Origin of the sequence: Shewanella aegiceratis (genome assembly GCF_019457495.1) — a bacterium.
In the GTDB taxonomy this organism is placed as follows: Bacteria; Pseudomonadota; Gammaproteobacteria; order Enterobacterales; family Shewanellaceae; genus Shewanella; species Shewanella loihica.
In genome coordinates this window covers 1910103-1931515 of sequence record NZ_CP080416.1, presented here as the reverse complement: position 1 = coordinate 1931515, position 21413 = coordinate 1910103, and the positions used below count along the sequence as shown (strand labels likewise).

Sequence of the window (21413 nt, the reverse complement as noted above, 5' to 3'; positions counted from 1 at the left end):
TGCGACTTAGGTTACGACTTAGGCTACCGCGATAGCGACATGCATCTTAAACCTGCAACTTTTTAAGCGCCATGCGTTTACCCAGCCAGACCCCGAGTCCCAGGGGGGCGAAGAAGCAGACCACGAAGAAGAGCACCAGATAGAGGATCAGGCTCTTGAGGGTCTTGGTCAGCTCGCTAAAGGCGCGCTCGACAGCATGTTGGCTGATGGTATCGAGTTCTGCCGCGGCCGCTACGCGCTGACGGTTCACCATCTCTTCCAGCGCCAGACGCTCCTGCTTCACCATCTGCTCCAGCGCCTCACGCTCGACGGAGAGCTTGGCCAGCTTTTCGTCGGTGGACTCGCTCAGCTGCGCCAGCAGCGGCATCAGTTCACGGCGTAGATCCACCGCCAGGGTCTGCATCATCTCTGGGCTCTGGGCCATCAACTGCTGAAACTTGGCCGAGGTATCGCTGATGCTCTGCAGTGTCTGCTGCACAGTCTCAGGGTTGATGTTGGCATGCAGGGCATACAGCTCCGCCTTCCAACCCAGGATCTTAGGCGTCTGCTCGGCGATCATCGCCATGCGGTCTGACACATCGCTCATCACCTCGGGGACGGTGCCAAAGGTGGTGACGGCCTCAAATTCGCTGATATTGCGATAGGCCAGCCAGTCGTTAAAGGCCGAGTGACGGGCGAAGCTGAGATCGGTAATGGGGTTCTTCGCCACATAATCTAAGATAAAGGCCTGATATTGCTCGAACTCATTCGGCTTTACGAAGCCTTTTATGGAGCGCTCAAAATCTGCCTGCAACACCTTGCTGACCTCGATGGCGATTCTTTGCTGCTCACCAAACAGCGCCTGACCGGCGCCGCTCTCGAAAAACGCGCTCATCTGCGCCGTCAGCGTCCAGGTATCCACCATGGCCGCGACAGGGGATGCCTGAAAGATCGCCCGCTGCAGCGCCTGTTCGCTGTTGATCTTCCACATTAAGACGTTGGATTTGATCGCCAGATCATCGCCTTGGTTTAGTGCAATCTGATCCGCCCCCTGCTCCACCTTGGCATAGAAGGTATGGCTAAAGTCGCGACTAAAGACACGCATGTTGAGCTGTGCCTGCGGCAGCGGCTCTATGCCGCTCTCGAGTTTAATTTCCAGTAACGAACAGGCAGACAAACTCAACATGCCGATCACCAAGAGGACAGATCTGTATTTCAGCCCCATAACAATACCCCGTTAAAATTCACAACCATTTGAATTTAAATGACTAATAACCAGATGCTAGCACCATTAGCCAAGGCGCACCAGCACAGCCCCGGGTTGAACCCTCACCTTAGCTACTTTAGAATGCCGCCAAGATCACAACTTGAGTATAAACAGTTAAGATGCAATCACCCTGCGTAGCCCGCTGCGGCTTAAACGAAGAAGATATCTGTATGGGTTGTTTTCGCCACATTGACGAGATTGTCGGTTGGGGCCAGGCAGACGAGGCTCGTCAGGCAGAGATTTGGGACAATGTGAACAGGCGTAAACAGCAAGGAAGAAACGGTGAAAACCAGCAGATCATCAGCCGTCAGAAGTGGCTAGAGGCGGAGCAGCGTCTCGCAGCGCAAGACGCCGATAATGAGTAGAACCTAAGACTTACTTCTTGTTCATCATATTCTTAAGATCGGCGAAGGGATTATAGGTCGCCGCTTCTACCTGAGTCTCACTCGTCGGTCCGTACTGGATCAACTCTTCATACTTGGCATGTTCGTTGTCATGGCAATAAAGACAGAGCAGCTCCCAGTTTGAGCCATCGCTCGGATTATTGTCATGATTGTGATCTCTATGATGGACCGTCAGTTCCCTGAGATTGGAATGGGTAAATTCGCGGGTACAACGTCCGCAGATCCAGGGATAAAGTTTAAGCGCCTTTTCGCGATAGCCAGACTCACGCTTGGCCTTATATTCGCGGGCCTCTGCCAGCACTTTATCTAATTTACTTTGACCTTGATGGGTAGACATAAGCTCGTCTCTGTTCTTGCCCCCATGGGGCGACTCGATTTACTGGCAATATACCCATAGTCGCCGCAAAAGGGAATCTAAGGCGCAAATCGTACTAAGAAGTGTTGCATTTCGATAGCTTGCATAGAGATTAGACCTTGCCATACCAGCAAAGTGCCAAGGCCAGCGTCTCTTGTATAAACTCCTCCTTTGCCGCCTTATAAGCCTCGCTGTCATGGTGGCAAGATAACGCGGCGATACGCTTTAACTCGGCATATTCACGCGCCTTATCTGGATGCGCTATCAAATAGTCGCGAAAGGCGCGGTGGCAAGTCAGCTGAGTGCTTCCCGACTGAAACACATGCAGGTGATGACTGCGCTGGGCTGCCCCTTTTTGAAAATAACGCCGACCGGCAATGCCATGCTCGCCCCGCGCCCGGTAACCCAGCGTGGCAAGCTCGCTACTTTTGGCATCGAGCACATCCAGACGCTCTACCTCGGCTAAGATATCGATAATGGGTTTGGCCGCCAGTCCCGGCACCGAGGTACTGCCAATATGCTCGATAGTGATGACCCCATCGCCCAGCACGGATTGCAGCAGAGCCTTCTCCGCTTCAAAGACCCGTGGCCAAAGGCCTTGGTAATCGAGCACCTCAATGATCCGACTCATCTCAACGACTCCAGACTTATGCATTCAAAACCATTGGTATAAACAAAGCCGGCTCAAACAACAGGCTTAAACAGAAGCGGCTCATAGCGTCACCCAGATCTCACTGACACGCGGGTCGGCGGCCATCATCTTAGGATCATTAGAGCTAAACTCACGAGCCCCCATGAGCGATATGGCAGCCTCGTTAAACTCAAGCGGCGTGAGCGTCAGGGTGAGGCTCTGCTCAAACTGAGCCAGCCTACCCTGTTGCCAGTTAGTCACCTGACCGCCATAGTCCCACTCGAAACCATACAGACTAAAAGGCTCCTGATTGACCTGCGCTACTTGACTCAGGCTAGTGCCTATGGCGATCTCACCAAGCAGTCGCCAGCGACTCTCGGGCGAGCTAATCTGCGCCGTCATACTGCCATCTTGATTGAAGAAAAAACGAAACTCGCGCTCAGACTCACCTTTAAAGGCCACAAAACCTGCTATAGTCTCACCTTCCCCCATACCAATCTCGGTTGCAGTGATATTGGCCTCACCCAATTTGCTGCGGATCTCATTCAGACTCGCGCCCTTCTGAATAACCCCAAATTGCAGCCCAGGGATGACGATAAGCGAGCCTTCTGTTATTGGCCTTGCCTGTTCATTACCACGCCTTGATTCGTCTTGGTTAGCCGTTAAAGACTCTTCTTTAGAAACTGTTGAGGATTCTTTCATACGAGTCGTTGAGGACTCTTCATTACCCAAAGTTGAGGACTCTTGCGTACAACCGGCTTGCAGCAGCGCTAAGATGAGCGCAGCTAGTGTTAAAGTCAGATGGTTCTTCATTACGCCTTCCCCTTTCTGACGCTAGTTAACATGTAAAGGGCAAATAGAGGGCTCAACAAAAACAGCAATGAGAGCAGCTGCATGCTTTCGCCCTGCCTGATGAGGGCAAAAATCGCCAGTAAGTCATCGATATTCACACAGATATACCCCACTAAGATAGCCAGTAAGGCCAAGGCAAAGTAACGCACCAACCAGACCCCTAGCTTTTGCTCACCAGACAATCGACGATTAAAGCGCGCCACGCTAAGCCCAAATAGCGGTGTAAGCAAGAGCGTCCAGACCGCCAGATAGTTAAACCCCGTGGGCAAGTTACCGGCGAAGGAAAACAGCGGGTAGACAATATTGTAAAACAGGGCGATCAACACTAGCTGCCCAAGCAAAGCCAGTAACATGGACCAAGGGCTTATGGGTTCTTCATCCAAGTCGCGTCTGGCCGCCAAGTACTCAATTAAGCTGGTGTGGGCGGTGGGAATCAACGCCGCCATGGCTAGGGCCATAGAGCACATCACCAACAACATAGATTCGCGGTAGAAAGGAAAGTTCGACAGCCGATTGGCGATAGCAAAGTAGTCAAACTGCGCCCCGTAGGGTCCGTAGGCTAAGGTCAGAAACCAATCGCTTAGCTGACCTAGGCTCGGCACCTCGCCGCCGATCAAATAGGTGCTTAGCGGCCTATAGCCGAGATAGAAGGCCGTGGCGGCAAACAGGGGCAAGGAGAACAAGATAAGCATTGTCACCAAGATGCACACGCTTTGGCGCGCGCCAAGCAGCAAGAGAAGCCAGAGCCCCCAAACGGGATTCGTATAAATAAACAAGGGCTTAGTTAGGGCCACATCCTTGAGGTACGTATAGTATCCCTTGGTTAAGCTATAGGCTAATACGAGGGCAAACAAGAGTGCGACACTGGCGCTAATCTTGCGGCCAATTCCCTTATCGAACATCTCAAACACGACAAGCTATCTCCTTGTGTATCATCCCATCCCCAGTCGGAACTAAGCTGTTTGTAGATCATATTAGCGCTCAAACCGCCAAACAGCCTAAGCCTAAGCCTAAGCCAGGCTAGTTATCGGCAGGATGGTTCACCCCGTCACTAGTAACCACCTCGCCGATATCATAAGGATTCACGCCTTCGAGACATCCCAGGTTAACACCATACTCATTCGGGTTAGAGCGGCGCTGATGATGGGTATAGATGCCGCAAATCCCGCAGAAATAATGCATCGCGGTACGGGTATTAAACTGGTACAGCTTAAGCTTCTCTTGCCCCTTAACAACGCTTAATCCGTCTAGCGTCACCGAGATTACGATAGCCCCCTTGCGGCGACAGATAGAGCAATCACAGCGCCTGGGTTTCTGTATGCCATTGGGTAGACTCAAGGCCAACTCCACCGCGCCGCAATGACAGCTCGCCTTGTGCACAGGCAAAATCTCGGTGTTACCGACTCGTTTCATCGTGTTCTCTCCTCGCTAGCGCTTAAGTTGCTAGCGCCTTGTCTATGCTTCCAAGACGTTTGTTCTCAATAAAAAATTAACGACCATGTTGTGATTGCACCACTGAGTCACTCTTCACCTTGGCGCCGCAATAGAGACAGGTGACATGGCGCGGCGCCAGTTTTCTACCACAACCTGAGCAATGAATGGCCGGGGTAAATTTTCCATCGAGCTTACCATCGCGCAGATCGATCTCCTGGATCTTGGCAACCAGCATCTCCTTGTTAAAGCCTATCTCCTCCAGTAACTCAGACATGGCGAGACACACCATGGAAAGGTGATCTATCTGATCTTGAAGGCCCTGCAAGCTTACCTCATTGGCTCTGGCGTGAGACTTCGCCTGCCCCGCTTCCCTTGCTAAATCGTTGATTCTGAAGTTTTGAAAAATATCGTATATATCCATAACATCTCCCTGTTAAATAAAAAATGGTGCCAATATCAGCGCCGCTACCAGCACCAGCAACAAAGGCGCGTAATAGCCAAGCACAAGGCCATAAATCGACCTACCTCGCTGCAGGCGATGGCGAATCAGTTCCCCAACCTTAGTGGCGATATAAGTATTGCTAAGCCATCCTGTGATAAATAGCAGCAGGCTTAACACTATGGCCGCAGTCCCGTGAACCCAAAAGAGAATGGTGACCGGCAACAGCATCACCAAGGGAATATAGGGCAAGGATGCCAAGGGGCCATAGCCCATATAGGTATTTGAAAATGCGCCAATAATAAGGTCTCGCCTTAGGCCTGGAAGTCTCTGCTTAAATGAGGGATTGCACACTTCACAGCAGGGCCTCGCCAAGCCTTTCGACGCATAATATTTGTGCTGACTGGGTTTATCTTTCCAGCCGCATTGAGGACAGGTCCATGCCATAACCGCTTAAACGCCTTTCGCTCTATTCATCGGCGCCTTTCTCTCGTTCGAAATCCGTTCTGCCTAAGGACACTAACGCAAATAAGAAAGCGCATCAAGCAGTTACGACAATGGCGCTATCACTTACACTAAATAGGCTAAAGCAAGACACTAATAAGGCCACCGAAATCGAGACTCTGTTGCGCTTCGAGATAGTGCTTTCACATTCGTGGCTGAGAGATTTACGAGGCAATGTCTTATCTAGAGGCATTGCCTTATTCTTTTTATGAGTCCCCGCAAGAATAAGCCGTGAAGCGATATTCGAGGGTGAATAACCGACACCACTCCCCCAATTGAACAACGACCAAACGTGCTTAGACAAAATCGGTTAAATTGATAGTAGAATCGATACTATGCGATAAGCGGCGATAAGCTGCGATAAGATGAGAGCCTGCAATTATCGCGAAACCGAGCGAATAGATAACGTCCAGAGTGAGACACAATGAACAAACAGCGAGATCTGAAGCAGCAGTATAAACATCAACTTACACTTAGGCGTAAATATGGTTATTCCGGATTGCTGCTATTTGTCATCTCCATAGCGTCATTAGCATTTATATCCGAACTAAGAACAGAGCCTTGGTTCTTCGTCGTGTTAGGAGCTGGTCTTGTCGGTTTTCTCGTGGGGCTTATTGGTATCAATTACTGGAGCCGTTGCCCTGCATGCAACAAGATCCCTCGCCAAAGAGATGGCGCCATTCCAATCGCCGCCATGAGCCAATGCCCCCACTGCGGTGTAAGCTTGAGTGAAAATTGACTCAATTAGTTGATAGAGAAACAGGTGATCACCAGACACAAAAAAAGCAGCCCTTAGGCTGCTTTTTCTTAACTTGAAACTCAGTGCTGAGCTTAGATCTGCTTCATCTCTTCATAAGAGGTGTGACGTACGTCCTTACCCTTAACATAGTAGATGATGTATTCGCAGATGTTCTGGCATCTGTCGCCCACACGCTCTACGGCGCGCGCCGCCCAGAGTACATCTAGCACTTCAGGGATAGAGCGAGGATCTTCCATCATATAGGTCATCAGCTGACGAATAATACCCTCGTATTCGCTATCTAGCTTGCTATCTTCCTTGTGCAGCTCGATGGCCACGTCGGCGTCCATACGCGCCAGCGCGTCCAGGGTCGAATGCAGAGTGCGGGTCGCGTGACGGCCCATATGCTCTATGCTCACCAGCAGTGGCTGCTGGTTCTTGAGACGCTTATCCAGCGCCGCGGCGGCGATCTTCACACAGGCATCGCCGATACGTTCAAGGTCGGCAATCGTCTTAGAGATGGCGATGATCAGACGCAAGTCGCTGGCGGCAGGCTGACGCTTGGCGATGATACGGGTACACTCTTCATCGATAGAGACCTCCATACCATTGACGCTGTGGTCACCGTCAATCACCTTCTGCGCCAGATCGGCATCCAGGTTACCCAGGGCGTCCAGGGCCTGCTCCAGTTGACGCTCAACCAGGCCACCCATCGCCAATACGCGGTTACGGATATCGTCGAGCTCGGCATTGAACTGACCCGAGATATGTTTATTTAAGTTCATGTTTTCCATTGACATTCAACCTTATCAATTCTTGCAATTCAGTTGGCAGCGGCCCAATTAACCGTAACGACCTGTGATGTAATCTTCGGTCTTTTTCTTCTTCGGCGTGGTGAAGATGGTATTAGTGTCGGCATATTCCACCAGCTCACCCATGTACATGAAGGCGGTTTGATCCGACACACGCGCCGCCTGTTGCATGTTGTGGGTCACGATCACCACGGTATACTTAGACTTTAGCTCAGTGATCAGCTCTTCGATGGTCAGGGTCGAGATAGGATCCAGTGCCGAGGTCGGCTCATCGAGCAGCAAGACTTCGGGTTCGATGGCGATGGCGCGGGCAATCACCAGACGCTGCTGCTGACCACCAGACAGGCCGAAGGCGTTGTCATGCAGACGATCTTTCACCTCATCCCAAATCGCGGCGCCGCGTAGCGAGCGCTCGGCGGCTTCATCCAGTTGACGACGGTTGTTGATACCCTGCAGGCGCAGGCCGTAAACCACATTCTCATAGATAGACTTAGGGAAAGGGTTTGGACGCTGGAACACCATACCCACGTTGCGGCGCAAGGATGCCACATCTACCTTCTTGTCGTAGATGTTTTGGCCGTGCAGCAGGATCTCACCGTCGATATTACAGTTATCGACCAGGTCGTTCATGCGGTTGATGCAGCGCAACAAGGTTGACTTACCACAACCACTAGGGCCGATGAAGGCGGTCACCTTCTTCTTAGGGATCTTCATCGACACGTCAAACAGGGCCTGCTTGTCGCCATATTTTAGATCTAAGTTACGGATCTCAAGTGCGGTCTGCTCGCTGCTTAAATTATTTAAGTCTAAAGTCTCTGTTTTCATTACCGACTGATCTATCGAAATCATATCTGTTCCTAATCACTTCAGGATAAAGGTTATTCGCGCCCTAGCCTAGCCCAGGCGCGATTAATTCGGGTTTTAGCTTAGTGTTCCAGCGAGCGATACTTCTCACGCAGGTGGTTACGCACGGCGATGGCGGTCAGGTTAAGACTCACGATCACAGACACTAACAGGAAGGAGGTCGCGTAAACCAAGGGACGCGCCGCCTCAACGTTGGGGCTCTGGAAGCCCACATCATAAATATGGAAACCTAGGTGCATGAACTTACGCTCAAGGTGCACGAAGGGGAAGTTCATATCGATCGGCAGGGTCGGTGCCAGCTTCACCACACCCACCAGCATCAGCGGCGCTACCTCACCGGCCGCGCGGGCAACCGCCAGGATAAGACCTGTCATGATCGCCGGGCTCGCCATAGGGATGATGATGCGCCACAGGGTCTCTGCCTTGGTCGCGCCCAATGCCAGGCTGCCTTGACGGACAGAGCTAGGAATACGGCTCAGACCCTCTTCGGTCGAAACGATCACCACAGGCAGGGTTAGAATCGCCAGGGTCAGTGCCGACCAGATCACCCCGGGCGAACCAAAGGTCGGTGCCGGCAATGCTTCTGGGAAGAAGAGTTGGTCGATTGAGCCACCCAGCATATAGACGAAGAAGCCAAGGCCAAATACGCCGTACACGATTGACGGTACACCCGCCAGGTTGATCACCGCGATGCGGATCATCTTAGTAATTGGTCCTTTCTTCGCATATTCATGCAGATAGATAGCCGCAACTACACCAAATGGGGTCACAATCACCGCCATCAGCAGCACCATGAAGACGGTACCGAAGATTGCCGGGAACACACCACCCTCAGTGTTGGCTTCACGTGGATCGGCGCTGACGAAGTTACCCACGCCGCTAAACCAGTGGCCAATCTTACCCATGATGCCAAGGCGGTTAGAGTAAGTAACACCTAAGATGCTATCGAGTTTAAGGGTCACCTCTTCGCCGCGCATGTCACGGACGATCACCGCATCGCGGCCCGCCTCTTCACGTAGATCGAAGAAGGATTTTTCGAGTACCTTGTACTCGGCTTGCAGCTTGTCACGCTCCGCCGCCAGCTCTGCCTTGCGGCTGTCGGTCAGGGCGTTGTCCAGCTCATAGCGACGCTCTTTCAGACGTAGATTTTCAAGTGCATAGTTAACCGCGCCAATCTCACGCTTTTGCAGCGTGGTGGCCTTGTCGCTCAGGGCGACAGCGCGCTCGATATGCTCTTCAAATGAGGCTTCCACATCATCTAGCGCCAGGCGCTTACCATCTTCAATGATGGCGATAGGATAGCCGAAGAAGTCACCGTTCTTGCTACGCTCAAGCTTTGCCAGATCGGTTGGCATGGTGCGTGACAGTATGTCAGTCTCCAGCACCCAGCGAAAATCTAGGCCAACAAACTCACGGTTACCCGTCTTAATAAGGTAGCGGGTTACCAGCTCACCTGGGTCTTCGCTAAACTTGTGTCCGGCAGAGATCAGGCGCTCGGTTGGCACCTCTTCCTTATCGTAGATCTCACCGATAATGGTTGAGCGCTTGCCATGCTGATCCACCACTTCCCACTGGTAGATATCTGCCGGCCAGAAGTAGCTCAATCCTCGCCAGGCGATCAACAGCAACAAGCCCAACACGGCGATCAAACTGATACTCACGGCGCCACCTGTCATCCAGATCCAGGGGGAACCCGACTTAAACCACTTACCCATTACATTGGCCTCTTAACGTCACAGGCGAAAAATTAAAAATCGATAACATGCCAGCCTCCCTTAGAGTGAACTGTAGCGTTCACGCAGACGCTGTCTCACCACCTCGGCGATGGTGTTAAACAGGAAGGTGAAGATAAACAGTACGAAGGCCGCCAGGAACAGCACGCGGTAGTGCGAGCTGCCGATAGCCGATTCAGGCATCTCCACGGCGATGTTGGCCGCCAGGGTACGCATCCCCTCGAACACGCTCCACTCCATGATGGCGGTGTTACCGGTAGCCATAAGCACGATCATGGTCTCACCCACGGCGCGGCCGAGGCCCATCATGACCGCCGAGAAGATCCCCGGGCTCGCGGTAAGCAGTACCACGCGGGTTAGCGTCTGCCAGTTAGTTGCGCCCAACGCCAGGCTGCCGTTGGACAGGTGACGCGGTACTGAAAACACGGCGTCTTCGGCGATAGAGAAGATGGTCGGAATAACCGCAAAGCCCATGGCGATGCCCACTACCAGCGCGTTACGTTGGTCGAAGGTGATCCCCAGCTCATTGGTAATAAACAGACGGGTATCGCCGCCGAAGAAGGCCACTTCGATACTCGGACTGATATAGAAGGCAAACCAGCCCACGAAACAGATAACAGGGACCAGCATCAGCTCTTGGTATGTCTCAGGCAGACGCTGCTTCCAGCGACCCGGCAACTTGTACCAGCCCAGCGCCGTCAACAAAATACTGATAGGCAATAGCACCAGCAGCATGATGATCCCCGGCAGGTGATCCTCAATCAGAGGCGCCAGCCAGAGACCGGCCAGGAAGCCTAGAATAACCGTCGGCAAGGCTTCCATGATCTCGATGGTCGGCTTCACCACGGCGCGCACTTTTGGCGACATGAAATAGGCGGTATAGACGGCGCCGGCAATCGCCAGCGGTGTCGCGAATAACATGGCGTACAGCGCAGCCTTCATGGTGCCGAAGGCCAGCGGCATCAGGCTGAGCTTGGCTTCGAAGTCATCCGACCCTGAGGTCGACTGCCACACATATTGCGGCTCAGGGTAACCTTCGTACCATACCTTGCTCCACATGGCGCTCCAAGACACCTCAGGGTGGCTGTTTTCCACCGCAAACAGGTGCAGCTTGTTACCTGCCTCGACCACCAGGGCGTTGGCGCGTGGGCTAAAGCCCATCTGGGTGGCGTGCGCCAGATCGAAGGTTTCGGTGAAGAGTTTGCGCTGACTCGTGGTATAGAGCAGGTCCAGCTCGCCAGACTCGCTCACGGTGGCGAAGCTCTTACGGTAGAACTCACCAGCGATGCGCTTGACGCCCGCCTTGTTCTTAAAGTCGCGGATCTCCTGGTACTGACGACCCTTGTCGCCATTAACCTGGAAATACTGGAAGATTTGGCCATTGTCATAGCTGACCAGCAGCGAGCTGGCGCCAGCCAGCAGGGCAACGTCTGTCACCTTGGTCTTGGCGCGTTCAAGCTCAATCACCTGACTCAGGGCTACCTCATCCACATAGCGGATATCGTAAACGTACAGGCGATTGCCAGAGCGCAGCAGCAGCTGGCGCTGATCTGGGGTCATCAACTGCTGATCGACCTGAGCAGGCGCCTCCTGGATCTGACTGGTAGTGGCTTCCCACTCCACCTCTTCGGTCATCATGTTCTCTTCGCCGTTGTGGCGGGTCAGGAACCAGCGACCATTGGCATCATGGTAGGCGAAGCTGAGTTTGTCAGAGGCCGAAGCGAAGGCCAGCTGATAAAGCGGCGTGCCCGACTCAGACACCTGCAATGGCTCCGCACCCAGCGGATAACGCAGGCTTGGGGTGATCAGACGCTTGTTATTGGGATAGGTCACGGCGAAGTTAACGCCGCCTATGATCACCTGACCGTTAGAGAGGCCGAAGGCAAAACGCTGCTCGCTCGGTACACCGGCGACGCTGCTGACGATCTCGGCGTCCTGCGGTACATTTATCTGCTCCTGCTTGACCAGACTGGCACTCAAGGCGCTATAGAAGCTGACCCCGCCATCCTGCGACACGCGGTAGAGGATCTCGTTTTGCTCGTCGCTGCCCACCATAAGTGCAGGCGATTTGGCGTCTTGCAGTTCGACATTTATCACTGGCGTGACATCTGCCCCATCGAAAATCGGCTTTACAACATAGAGTAGGTAGAAAAAGATCAGCAAGAGCGCCACGAAGACCATGGTGCCGCCCAAAGTCACCCCTATCTGGGTGAGCTTATCCTTAAATGCTCGCTTGCTGGAGCCCTTGCCCATCAACAAATCTGTTGCAGTAGAACCAGGTTGAATGACCTGAGTTTCCATTAAGAACCTCGTTAATTTTTGTTCAGTAGAGTTTTCGCTGGGATTGTCGTTTCTGCTATGTTAACTATAGTGAATCGAGGCAAGCCCTTTTCTGACAGTCGGGATTATATGACGCAAAGATGACACTAATGTTACAGCCAGAAAATGTCATCATTATAGGAGCTTGTTAAACTTTTTCAGCCGCTTTTCATATTGTTAATGCCGGAAATTGATTCAACCGCGCCCTGTCCGGGGTGCGTGGCGATACCGCACTCAACCAACTGATGGAGCCTATGCGAAATGTTACGATATTTAGTCACCCTGCAAGTCGCCGATAAACCAGGATTGGTCGAACAGATAGCCCACAGCGTCAGCCGCCACGGCGGTAACTGGCTCGACTCTGAGCTGCGCCACATCGACGGCATCTTCGCCGCCATCTTGCTACTGGAAGTCCCCGCCGCCAACTGGGACACACTGCTGGAAAATCTGGAATGCATCGAAGGCCTCACTCTCACCTACGCCAAAACCCGTAAGACTCAGGCGCCGCAGACCATACGTCGCTACTCTCTGGTGGCCTACGACAGACCCGGCCTAGTACATGACATCTCGAACAAGATCAATGAGCTGGGCGCCAACATCGAGCGACTGTCCACCCATTATGAGACCGCCAGCCACACGGGCGTTGCCCTGTTTCGTGCCAACTTCAGCCTGAGTGTGAAAGATGAGGCCGCCGAGCAGCGCCTCACCCAGGCCCTCTACACCATAGGTGACGACGTGGTATTGGATATCGTCGATTAATCAGAGCGTAATTGTTTATTAGTGTAAGAATCGCGCAAGAAAAAAAGCGGCAATTATGCCGCTTTTTCATGCCTGGATTTCACCAGATAGCGCAGCGGCAACTGGCTTATTAGCATGCCCAGCAGCATCAGGCCACAGCCAAACAGCGCTCGGCCCGAGAGGCTCTCCCCCAGAAACATCATGCCACCTATGGCGGCAAATACCGTCTCCAGACTCAAGATGATAGCCGCATGGGCCGGATGGGCGTGCTTTTGCGCTAGCACCTGCAGGGTATAGGCCACCCCTACCGAGACCAGCCCCGAATAGGCCAGCGCCGCCCAGGCCGCCTGAACGCCCGCCACTGTGGTGGTTTCCAGCGCCAGCGACACCCCAAAGCTTGCCATGGCGCACACCAAAAACTGACCACAGGCCAGCACTACTGGGGCCACTCGATTGGTGAAATGATCCACCGCCAGGATATGCATGGCCCAAAAGATGGCGCCAATCAGCTGTAAGCCATCGCCATAAGAGATGCTGAAATCATCGCCCACACTCAGGAAATAGAGTCCCACCGACGCCACGGCGCAGCCAACCCAGGTATTGGTGCCAGTGCTGTGTTTCAGCAGCAGGCCGAGCACTGGCACCAGCACGATATAGAGCCCGGTAATAAAACCCGCATTAGCTGCCGTGGTGTGCAGTAAGCCCACCTGTTGGAAGGAGGCGGCGATAAACAAGATGCCACCACAAGCGAGGGAGCCGATCAGGACCCGGCGTAAAAAATCTTTATCGGCAACGCCTTTTAATCTGCCCTTACGTTGCATCACCCAGATGAGTGGCAGCAGACTCAGCGCGCCTATCACGAAGCGCAGACCGTTGAAGGCAAATGGCTCGAGATGATCCATCCCCAGGCGCTGCGCCACAAAGCCAAGGCCCCAAATGGCTGCCGCCACCAATAACATCAAATTTGCCACACATCCCCCATTCCATTACGCCAAAGGCAATCCGTTATTCTGCCCAGCGGCCTATACATTTACAACGCTTCGTTCAACATAAAAAACAGAACAGTCAAGACGCTAAAATGGAAAGTGGGCCTAAAGAGACGCTCACCAAAAGAACACGATTAAAAAGCGCATCAGTCTGCAAACTAGATGGCACGAGGAGCAGATGCTGCTAGCACAGCAAAACGCTGCCCGTTACGCCATCGGCGCACGTTATAGCTTCTAAGGCTATCGATTGAGGTAAGAAGAAAGTCCCGGGCAAACGCCCCTGGATGAGGTCATTGCCGCGGCGCCCGCCGCGGCTTTTTTTTATCTGCGTCGACAGCAATCAAGTCTCGAAACCAAACTAAGCACATGACTGGCAGTAACGTATCAAAATCGACATTACCTCAGATAGTTCAGCATTAAACGCCTCGTCAGCTTACCCGAATCGAATGAAAACTTAATGGTAAAGAACCACCCTCAACCTAACTCATTTTTGGACAAAAGTGCGCTAACGCAAACACTCTAAAGGTAAACTGAAGGATTAAGAAAAGTATTAGTAACGCCATGTTAAGGTGTGAGCAACGCAATACCGATGCCGCCGCATAACACCTTAACCACTAAAACCAACGCATAGTAAAAATGCCACGCGTTGCGAATCACTCTTAAACAGTTTGTTATGCTTATTAGCCAAGGCTAAAGTGAACTTAGATTAGAGATAAGATTTTTTATAGTTACATTCTCAAGCTTAGCAGCTATTGGCGATACATTGTCTACATTGTTTTTCCAATGCATACCATCGTTGTATATAACTCCTAATAGATAGAAATATTCAGGGACATGAATACCTAAAGATTCACATAACTTTAGTTTTTCTTTTGTCTTGAATGTAGATATAAATGTTTCTCTGTCTTCAGAGGTTTCGATTTGCAGAAATACATGCTTTTCAACCATTTTCCTTGTAAAACAACACACTGAAAACGGGTCAAAATCACCATTTCCATCAATATACTTACGTGCTTCTTCATTTACAAAGTTATCAAAATGGTCGCTCTCACCCCACAATTCCGGCAATTGAAGAGCCAAAAACTCACCTCTTTTATTTATTTGTTCTGGGTGATAATGAAGTAAAAACTTGGAGACATCATTCTTTATACTTTCTTCATTTCTTTTTCTCAATAAGTTAACCATACCATTATTAGGCTGAATGTCTTTCTTATCTAAGAAGTAGACGCGCTGTTTGCTAAATGCAAAATTTTTAAAGTATAGTGGATTTAAATGCGTAAGAATTAATGGGTAAATTCTCTTTCCATCCGACTTGTAATATTCAATAAGTTTAGTGATATAATATTGAACAGAAACAAGGTTAGCATCATCCAAATAGTCAAAAACTTCATCTATTATTAATATGCTATTATTTTTCTTAAGTTTATCTTGAGCCTTGCATAGATATGTAATGAATGTAATTACATCTCTTTGTCCATTAGAAATAAAATGTGACTTAGGGAACTCAACTATTAGTTTTCCAGATCTTTCTCTTGGCGCCACTCCTTGCCAACTTGAGTTGAAAATAGACAGCATTTCTGAATAATGTTGTTTTTTTAATAAGTATTCATTATATTTACAAGCTTTCTTAAATTGCTGCTTATCATTACCGTATAGGGTTATCAACTGATATGCAATAAGATAACAAGTAATTAGATCGGTATAACCTAAGTTAGACTCTCGGATGCAATTGATTAGGTCACAGATACTTTCTACAGATTCAATTTGCGCAGAAATATTTTGACTAGCCCATTGCCTCATATTTTCAGCACTCATCGATGAGCTTAAACTATTTAAATGACCATTTATCGCAGCAACCTGACGATTATCAATGACTCTGATACAACGATCCAATAAAGAATAGTTAGAACTTATTTTAGATATAAATTTCTTATTACCTAAAATTGAGGATATGTTAATAAGGATCTTATTATTATTTCCAAAACTACGACGAATTTCCGAAAATGAAAAGTTAAATAATTCTCTTTGGGGAATTGTATCAACCAGAGTAACCGGTTCGACAACAATTGATGAACTAACAACAGATCTACCACCAAAATTTCTACCTACACCTTTAGCTTTTATCTTATTGTTAATTACAAATATATCAAAGTGATTACTTATATTATTGCTGCTACTGGTTGCCTGGAGAGTGTGTCTACTTGAGTCTGAATCCGTGAATTCAATAGTCACGCTCGGCAAGTTCGCAGTATCTCCTTGATAACAATGTTCATCGTCCAAAATTATTCGATTTGCATTCATACTCATAAAAGCAGTAGCTAAAGAGCTTTTACCAAAACCATTTGGAGCGACTAACAGACTCGGTCTATTGGGTAGAATATCCAGTTCAAGCTCTTTAGAAGAAAAACCTTTTACATTTTCTATTGTAATTTTATTAATTGTCATAAATCCAAATCCAATTTATAAGCATAACGCCGCCAGCAGAGGCGCAGCTATGCTGCGTCCTGCTGACTGGCCTTGTTAGCCATCGTTTGCTCAATCATTTTTTTGCGTCTTAGCCAAAATGCTATTGCGCCTATAGGTATTGTAAAAGTAAATATAAACGGAGCGAATTCGCTTGCAGCACTAGCACCAAAACCTAGGAGTTTTATTGTTGCTATTTTTGTGGCTATTTCGCCAGTAGTCCAATTCATTGCAACCGCACCGATACCAACAAACGATAACAAGTACCAGCGCCACTTTTTCTCTATGGGGGTTCGATAAACAAAAACGCAAGTCACGATCATAAATATTGGAGTGACTAATGTCAGAGCCAATATCAAAAACTTAAATACACTTAATTCTGCGTTACCAAATGAATTTAATATTTTTTGCGATTCATTAGTGCGGTAAACATTGATTCCAGTCACAAATATTTTTCCGTCTTGCTTGGTCATGGAAACGCTTGATATTGACCAATCTACTTCGAATTTAGATTCAAACGAAAAATTCGCTGACCAAACATCATTGAATGTGCGAACATTGGAACCCATTAATTCAGTTTTTAAAGGCTCACCTTCAGGAAAAAAGCTGGATAATTTATCCAGTTCTTCAAGTGTCACCTTTGCAAGAAGTTCTGGATGCATTTGAGCTTTTATATATTCATAATTTTTCAATCGAAGCTGATCTAAATATTCCTTGGCAAAAGATGACTCTTCTTTTGGAACTATCGATTCTTTCAAATCTTCGTACGAACACCCCACCACAAATAATGCGACAATGATGGTTAATATATACTTCATTTGGTTGGTCTCTCCATGAGATGGCTAACATTTTATTAGTGCGCATGCGCGCTTACCTCGCTGGACCAGTGAAAACGCGCACAGTTAACTATCTGTATACAATGAACTTATCAGCATTTTGCTAAATATACCATCTAGAAAAACGCGCAATGGGGCAAAACCAAGTTAGATTTTTGATCCGTTTCGAGTTAAATACGGTCAAATCGAAGAGACATTTAGATACCGGTGTAAGCACGCTTTTGGCTCTCGGCGGCATGGACGCCGCCGTGAAGCCTCCAGGGACGGAACCTCGGCGTGCCAAAAGAGTGCTTGCGCCTCCCCCGCCGGGCAGGCGATAGATTGCCATGAAGATACGGCCTTCAATTGCCTCCCCAACATCCATTTAGGTCAGAAGACGCTCAGCGTGTCACAGTCGTATCTGCACACACGGTCACTCCATCTGACAACAACCTTGATTAACGGGCATTCAGTTAAGCCCCTCCCTTTTTATCTTCCCCCCGTTAACTGTTACACTCGTCACAAATTCACGAAGAGTCAGCGCAGCAGCGTATGACTCCAACGCAATTGAGAGTGTCATGCAAGGAACTTTGAGAAAAATGCGCACCAGGCTCGATGAGCAGGGCCTGGCCAATTATCAGCTGCTTGTGGGCGACAATGAAGTCGAGCTTAACCCTTTAATCGGCAGCAAGATGAAGCTCGTTCATACGGGCAACATCTTCTGCTGCAACTGCGGCAATAAGACCAAGAAGAGCTACTCCCAGGGCCACTGCTTCGTCTGCATGAAGAAGCTGGCGAGCTGCGATATGTGTATCATGAAACCCGAGACCTGCCATTTTGCCGAGGGGACCTGCCGCGAACCCGAATGGGGCGAGGCCAACTGTTTCGTGCCCCATTATGTCTATCTCTCCAACACCTCGGGACTCAAGGTGGGGATCACCCGCCATACACAGCTGCCGACCCGCTGGATAGATCAGGGCGCGACCCAGGGGCTCCCTATCCTTAAGGTCTCCAGTCGTCAGCTGTCTGGTCTTATCGAGGTGGAGCTGGCCAAGATGATCGCCGACAAGACCAACTGGCGCGCCATGCTGAAGGGTAATGCCGAGCCTATGCCGCTCAAGCAACACGCCGAAGAACTGCTGCCACAGATTGAGCAGCACATTCACAGCCTCGCGATGGCCCATGGTGAATACGCCATCGAGCGGTTGAATGAAGAGATAGTGGCCATCGACTATCCGGTGAGCGAGTTCCCCACCAAGATAGCCTCTCACAACTTCGACAAGGATCCGGTAGTGAGCGGCACCCTCTTGGGGATCAAGGGGCAATACCTGATCTTCGACACTGGGGTGATTAACCTGCGTAAATTTACCGCCTACGAGGTCAGCTTCGAGGCCGAGTGACCTGAGATTTCGTGACTCAGATGCCCGCGCCTGCATACCCTCGCCTGCATATCTAAGGTATGCAGGCATTTTCATCGCCAATCTAATGTAAATTTTTCGATAAGCTCTGGTGTAGCCTCTTTATGCAAATTCAGGGTGTTAAAGCGCCGCCCCTCCGCTTAAAGCAATGTCACTTACAGCACTGCCGTCCCCCTTCCCCACAGCTAACACTGCCGCCAAAGCAACAGCAAACAGCCAAATCAAATCGCGACGCCAAACACGATTCCAAACGCGGTTCCAAACACGAAGCTAGCAGACACAAAAATGTAACATATGTAAATCCCGAGCAAACTTAAATGATAATCTATATCATTCGCATCAAATTATTATTCAACCATTTTTCGTACTTAACCTTAGGATAATTTGATGCCCGCTCACCTTCCTTTAAAGAGATCACCTTTGGCCCTCTACACCAGCCTCTTCTGCCTTGGGCTGATGAGTCAAACGGCCGTTGCCGCCGATGCCAGCATAGAACGCATTATTGTTACCGGTAGCCGCAGCGCCGAAAGCATAGAGGAAGTGCCCTCCTCGGTGACCCTGATCGACAACAAGACCCTGGCGCAGGATATGTTGATCACCTCTGAACTGCAGAACATGCTGGCGTTTCGCGTGCCGGGCATGGCGCCCAGCACAGGCACCTCGAGTAATGCCGGTCAAACACTGCGTGGCCGTAAGGCGCTGGTGATGATCGATGGCGTACCTCAGTCTACCCCGCTGAGAAACGGTAGCCTGGGCATTCGCTCTATCGATCCCAGCGCGATTGAGCGTATCGAGGTGATCAAGGGTGCAACCTCCATCTATGGCAACGGCGCCTCGGGCGGGATCATCAACTACATCACCAAGACCCCAAGCAGCGATGCCAAGGCCAGCGTTGAGCTGGGCGCCTCCAGTAAATTCAGTGCGGTCAAATTTGAAGACAGCGCAGGTTACCGCTATCACGCCAGCGTGGATGGCACCCTGGATAAGTTCAGCTATGTGGTCAGCGCCGCCGAGGAGGAGACAGGGCTCGAATATGACGCCGAGGGCGATATCATAGGCTTGATCTACGGCCTGTCGGAAACCAAGTCGCAAAACCTGTTCACTAAGCTGGCCTATGAGTTTGACAGCGAGAAACAGGTGCAGCTGACCTACAACTATTATGAGGCGCAGCAAAACGCCGATCTCATGGATGTTACCGGCAGCGTCAACAGCGGCGAGAAAACCTACGCCATCAAGAGCAGCGAGCCTAAGCCGGGCGTACCTCAGGGGCCGCGAGGCAACCACAACCTGATGCTGAAATACACAGATCAGGAGATCTTCAACCAGACCCAGCTCACCTTGGACGCCTACTACCAGAAGATCGAAAACATGTTCTTCTACTCTGCCGCGCTGGCCAACCCCAGCGAGGGCTATGATGGCGGCCAATCGCTGATCCGCTCAGAGAAGCGCGGTCTGCGAGTCAACCTCAACAGCTACGCCGACTGGGACAATGTGTCGGCCAGCTTCATCTATGGTATCGATGCGCTGAACGATGTCAGCTCGCAGCCGCTAAACGATGGCCGTATCTGGGTACCCGAGATGGACATGAGCAACCTGGCGGGTTATCTGCAAACCAAGTTGACCATTCATGATGACTGGATAGTCAAAGCCGGCGTGCGTCACGACAGAGTCGATATCGCCATAGACGATTACAAGACCCTCAAGGTGTGCCGCAGCGCCGACACCTGCTCTGTGCCGTTTGACGTTAAGGGCGGCGAGCTTAACTTCACCTCCACCACCTATAACCTGGGCCTGCGCTATCAGCTAGATGACGCCTTTAGCCCGTTTGCCAGCTTCTCACAGGGGGCGGACATCTCAGATCTTGGCCGCCTGCTGCGTACCGCCACGGTGAATGATATCTCGCTGATCCAGACAGAGGCGTCGATCGTCGACAACTATGAAGTAGGCTTCTCGGGCCACTATGACAAGCTAAGCTATGAGCTGGCGGCGTATCGCAGCACCTCAGAGCTGGGCACCAGCAACGCCTATGATGCCGCGACCGGGGTTTACATGCCGGTGCGCGCGCCGCAGAAGATCTGGGGGTATGAGGCGCAGCTGGCCTACCAATGGCTGGATAATCTGGCCACAGACATGAGCTACAGCTGGGTCGAGGGTAAGGACACGGAGAAAGATATCTACCTGGATGGCCAGGTGATCTCGGCGCCTAAGTTTACCGCCTCTATCAACTGGCAGCCGATCGACGATGCGAGCATCGCCATCAACTACCTGTATGTGGGCGATCGTAAGCGCTTCGAGACGGTCGATGGCCAGTATGTGGGCGCCCAGGGGCCGGTGAGTCACTACAACCTGGTGAATCTCAGCAGCAGCTATCAACTGGATAACTGGCAGTTCAGCCTAGGGGTCGAGAACCTGTTGAATGAAGATTACTACTCGGCGCGTTCACAGGCCTTTACCTATGCGGGCTACAACACCAAGGGCCTTGGCACCACCATCAACCTTGGCGTGAAGACACGTTTCTAACCGGTACAAAAGCGCCGCCTAGTTACCCGGCGGCGCTTTTTCCGACTCTTGCGTTAGAGAGTTAGTAAGAATGTGTTAGCAAGAATGTGTTAGTGAACATATGATAGCGTACGCTAATGCCTGTATTTTCTTATGCGCTAG

General features: G+C 50.7%; 20 protein-coding genes. 5 read left to right on the top strand and 15 right to left on the bottom strand.

Annotation, left to right across the window (positions count from 1 at the left end; translation table 11 throughout):
• Positions 1-46: 46 nt before the first annotated feature.
• On the bottom strand, positions 47-1204 hold the full coding sequence (locus K0H80_RS08690) for a chemotaxis protein (RefSeq protein WP_220073718.1): 1158 nt from the start codon (positions 1202-1204) through the stop codon (positions 47-49).
• Positions 1205-1365: 161 nt separating this feature from the next.
• On the opposite strand from K0H80_RS08690, the gene K0H80_RS08685 reads away from it, so the two are divergent.
• Positions 1366-1611, top strand: coding sequence for a DUF1289 domain-containing protein (locus K0H80_RS08685; protein WP_220044988.1), 246 nt, complete (start codon positions 1366-1368; stop codon positions 1609-1611).
• A gap of 10 nt (positions 1612-1621) precedes the next feature.
• Here K0H80_RS08685 and K0H80_RS08680 read toward each other — a convergent pair whose 3' ends face one another.
• The 7 genes from K0H80_RS08680 to K0H80_RS08650 all read right to left on the bottom strand — a co-directional run bounded on the left by K0H80_RS08680 (position 1622) and on the right by K0H80_RS08650 (position 5808).
• On the bottom strand, positions 1622-1987 hold the full coding sequence (locus K0H80_RS08680; protein WP_011865508.1) for a YajD family HNH nuclease: 366 nt from the start codon (positions 1985-1987) through the stop codon (positions 1622-1624).
• A gap of 130 nt (positions 1988-2117) precedes the next feature.
• On the bottom strand, positions 2118-2636 hold the full coding sequence (locus K0H80_RS08675; RefSeq protein ID WP_220073717.1) for a GrpB family protein: 519 nt from the start codon (positions 2634-2636) through the stop codon (positions 2118-2120).
• An 81-nt stretch (positions 2637-2717) separates the two neighbouring features.
• Entirely contained in the window at positions 2718-3338 is a 621-nt protein-coding gene (locus K0H80_RS08670) for a hypothetical protein (protein WP_220073716.1), read from the bottom strand.
• 110 nt (positions 3339-3448) lie between these two features.
• Positions 3449-4399, bottom strand: coding sequence for a hypothetical protein (locus tag K0H80_RS08665; protein WP_220073715.1), 951 nt, complete (start codon positions 4397-4399; stop codon positions 3449-3451).
• A gap of 109 nt (positions 4400-4508) precedes the next feature.
• The gene (locus tag K0H80_RS08660; protein WP_220073714.1) at positions 4509-4901 is read right to left on the bottom strand and encodes a GFA family protein; all 393 of its coding nucleotides are present in this window, start codon (positions 4899-4901) and stop codon (positions 4509-4511) included.
• Positions 4902-4977: 76 nt separating this feature from the next.
• Complete coding sequence (locus tag K0H80_RS08655; RefSeq protein WP_011865504.1) at positions 4978-5343, bottom strand: hypothetical protein; 366 nt, start codon at positions 5341-5343, stop codon at positions 4978-4980.
• Between the two features lie 12 nt (positions 5344-5355).
• Positions 5356-5808 (bottom strand): hypothetical protein, encoded by a 453-nt coding sequence (locus tag K0H80_RS08650; protein ID WP_220073713.1) that lies wholly within the window; start codon positions 5806-5808, stop codon positions 5356-5358.
• A gap of 481 nt (positions 5809-6289) precedes the next feature.
• Between K0H80_RS08650 and K0H80_RS08645 the strand changes: the two genes are divergently transcribed.
• Positions 6290-6604: a phage terminase large subunit family protein gene (locus K0H80_RS08645; RefSeq protein ID WP_220073712.1), complete on the top strand. Its 315-nt coding sequence runs from the start codon at positions 6290-6292 to the stop codon at positions 6602-6604.
• Between the two features lie 92 nt (positions 6605-6696).
• On the opposite strand, the gene phoU is transcribed toward K0H80_RS08645, so the two are convergent.
• The 4 genes from phoU to K0H80_RS08625 all read right to left on the bottom strand — a co-directional run bounded on the left by phoU (position 6697) and on the right by K0H80_RS08625 (position 12314).
• Positions 6697-7398 (bottom strand): phosphate signaling complex protein PhoU, encoded by a 702-nt coding sequence (gene phoU, locus K0H80_RS08640; protein ID WP_011865500.1) that lies wholly within the window; start codon positions 7396-7398, stop codon positions 6697-6699.
• Between the two features lie 48 nt (positions 7399-7446).
• A complete protein-coding gene (gene pstB, locus K0H80_RS08635) occupies positions 7447-8265 on the bottom strand; it encodes a phosphate ABC transporter ATP-binding protein PstB (RefSeq protein ID WP_220073711.1) in 819 nt (272 codons plus the stop codon).
• Positions 8266-8342: 77 nt separating this feature from the next.
• Positions 8343-9995, bottom strand: a complete 1653-nt coding sequence (pstA, locus tag K0H80_RS08630) for a phosphate ABC transporter permease PstA (RefSeq protein WP_220044982.1) — start codon at positions 9993-9995, stop codon at positions 8343-8345.
• A 60-nt stretch (positions 9996-10055) separates the two neighbouring features.
• Positions 10056-12314, bottom strand: coding sequence for an ABC transporter permease subunit (locus tag K0H80_RS08625; RefSeq protein ID WP_220073710.1), 2259 nt, complete (start codon positions 12312-12314; stop codon positions 10056-10058).
• A gap of 279 nt (positions 12315-12593) precedes the next feature.
• On the opposite strand from K0H80_RS08625, the gene K0H80_RS08620 reads away from it, so the two are divergent.
• Entirely contained in the window at positions 12594-13091 is a 498-nt protein-coding gene (locus K0H80_RS08620; protein WP_011865496.1) for a glycine cleavage system transcriptional repressor, read from the top strand.
• 53 nt (positions 13092-13144) lie between these two features.
• Here the strand turns inward: K0H80_RS08620 and K0H80_RS08615 are convergent, their stop codons facing one another.
• From K0H80_RS08615 to K0H80_RS08600, 3 genes are all read right to left on the bottom strand, one after another.
• Positions 13145-14029 carry a DMT family transporter gene (locus K0H80_RS08615; RefSeq protein ID WP_220073949.1) on the bottom strand — a complete coding sequence of 295 codons (885 nt, stop codon included), beginning with the start codon at positions 14027-14029 and terminating at the stop codon, positions 13145-13147.
• 717 nt (positions 14030-14746) lie between these two features.
• Entirely contained in the window at positions 14747-16501 is a 1755-nt protein-coding gene (locus tag K0H80_RS08605) for an ATP-binding protein (protein ID WP_220073709.1), read from the bottom strand.
• A 47-nt stretch (positions 16502-16548) separates the two neighbouring features.
• Entirely contained in the window at positions 16549-17337 is a 789-nt protein-coding gene (locus K0H80_RS08600; protein ID WP_220073708.1) for a hypothetical protein, read from the bottom strand.
• 575 nt (positions 17338-17912) lie between these two features.
• Here K0H80_RS08600 and K0H80_RS08595 point away from each other — a divergent pair.
• Positions 17913-18734, top strand: coding sequence for a DUF2797 domain-containing protein (locus K0H80_RS08595; RefSeq protein ID WP_220073707.1), 822 nt, complete (start codon positions 17913-17915; stop codon positions 18732-18734).
• A gap of 405 nt (positions 18735-19139) precedes the next feature.
• Positions 19140-21272, top strand: coding sequence for a TonB-dependent receptor (locus K0H80_RS08590; RefSeq protein WP_220073706.1), 2133 nt, complete (start codon positions 19140-19142; stop codon positions 21270-21272).
• Positions 21273-21413 lie beyond the last annotated feature (141 nt).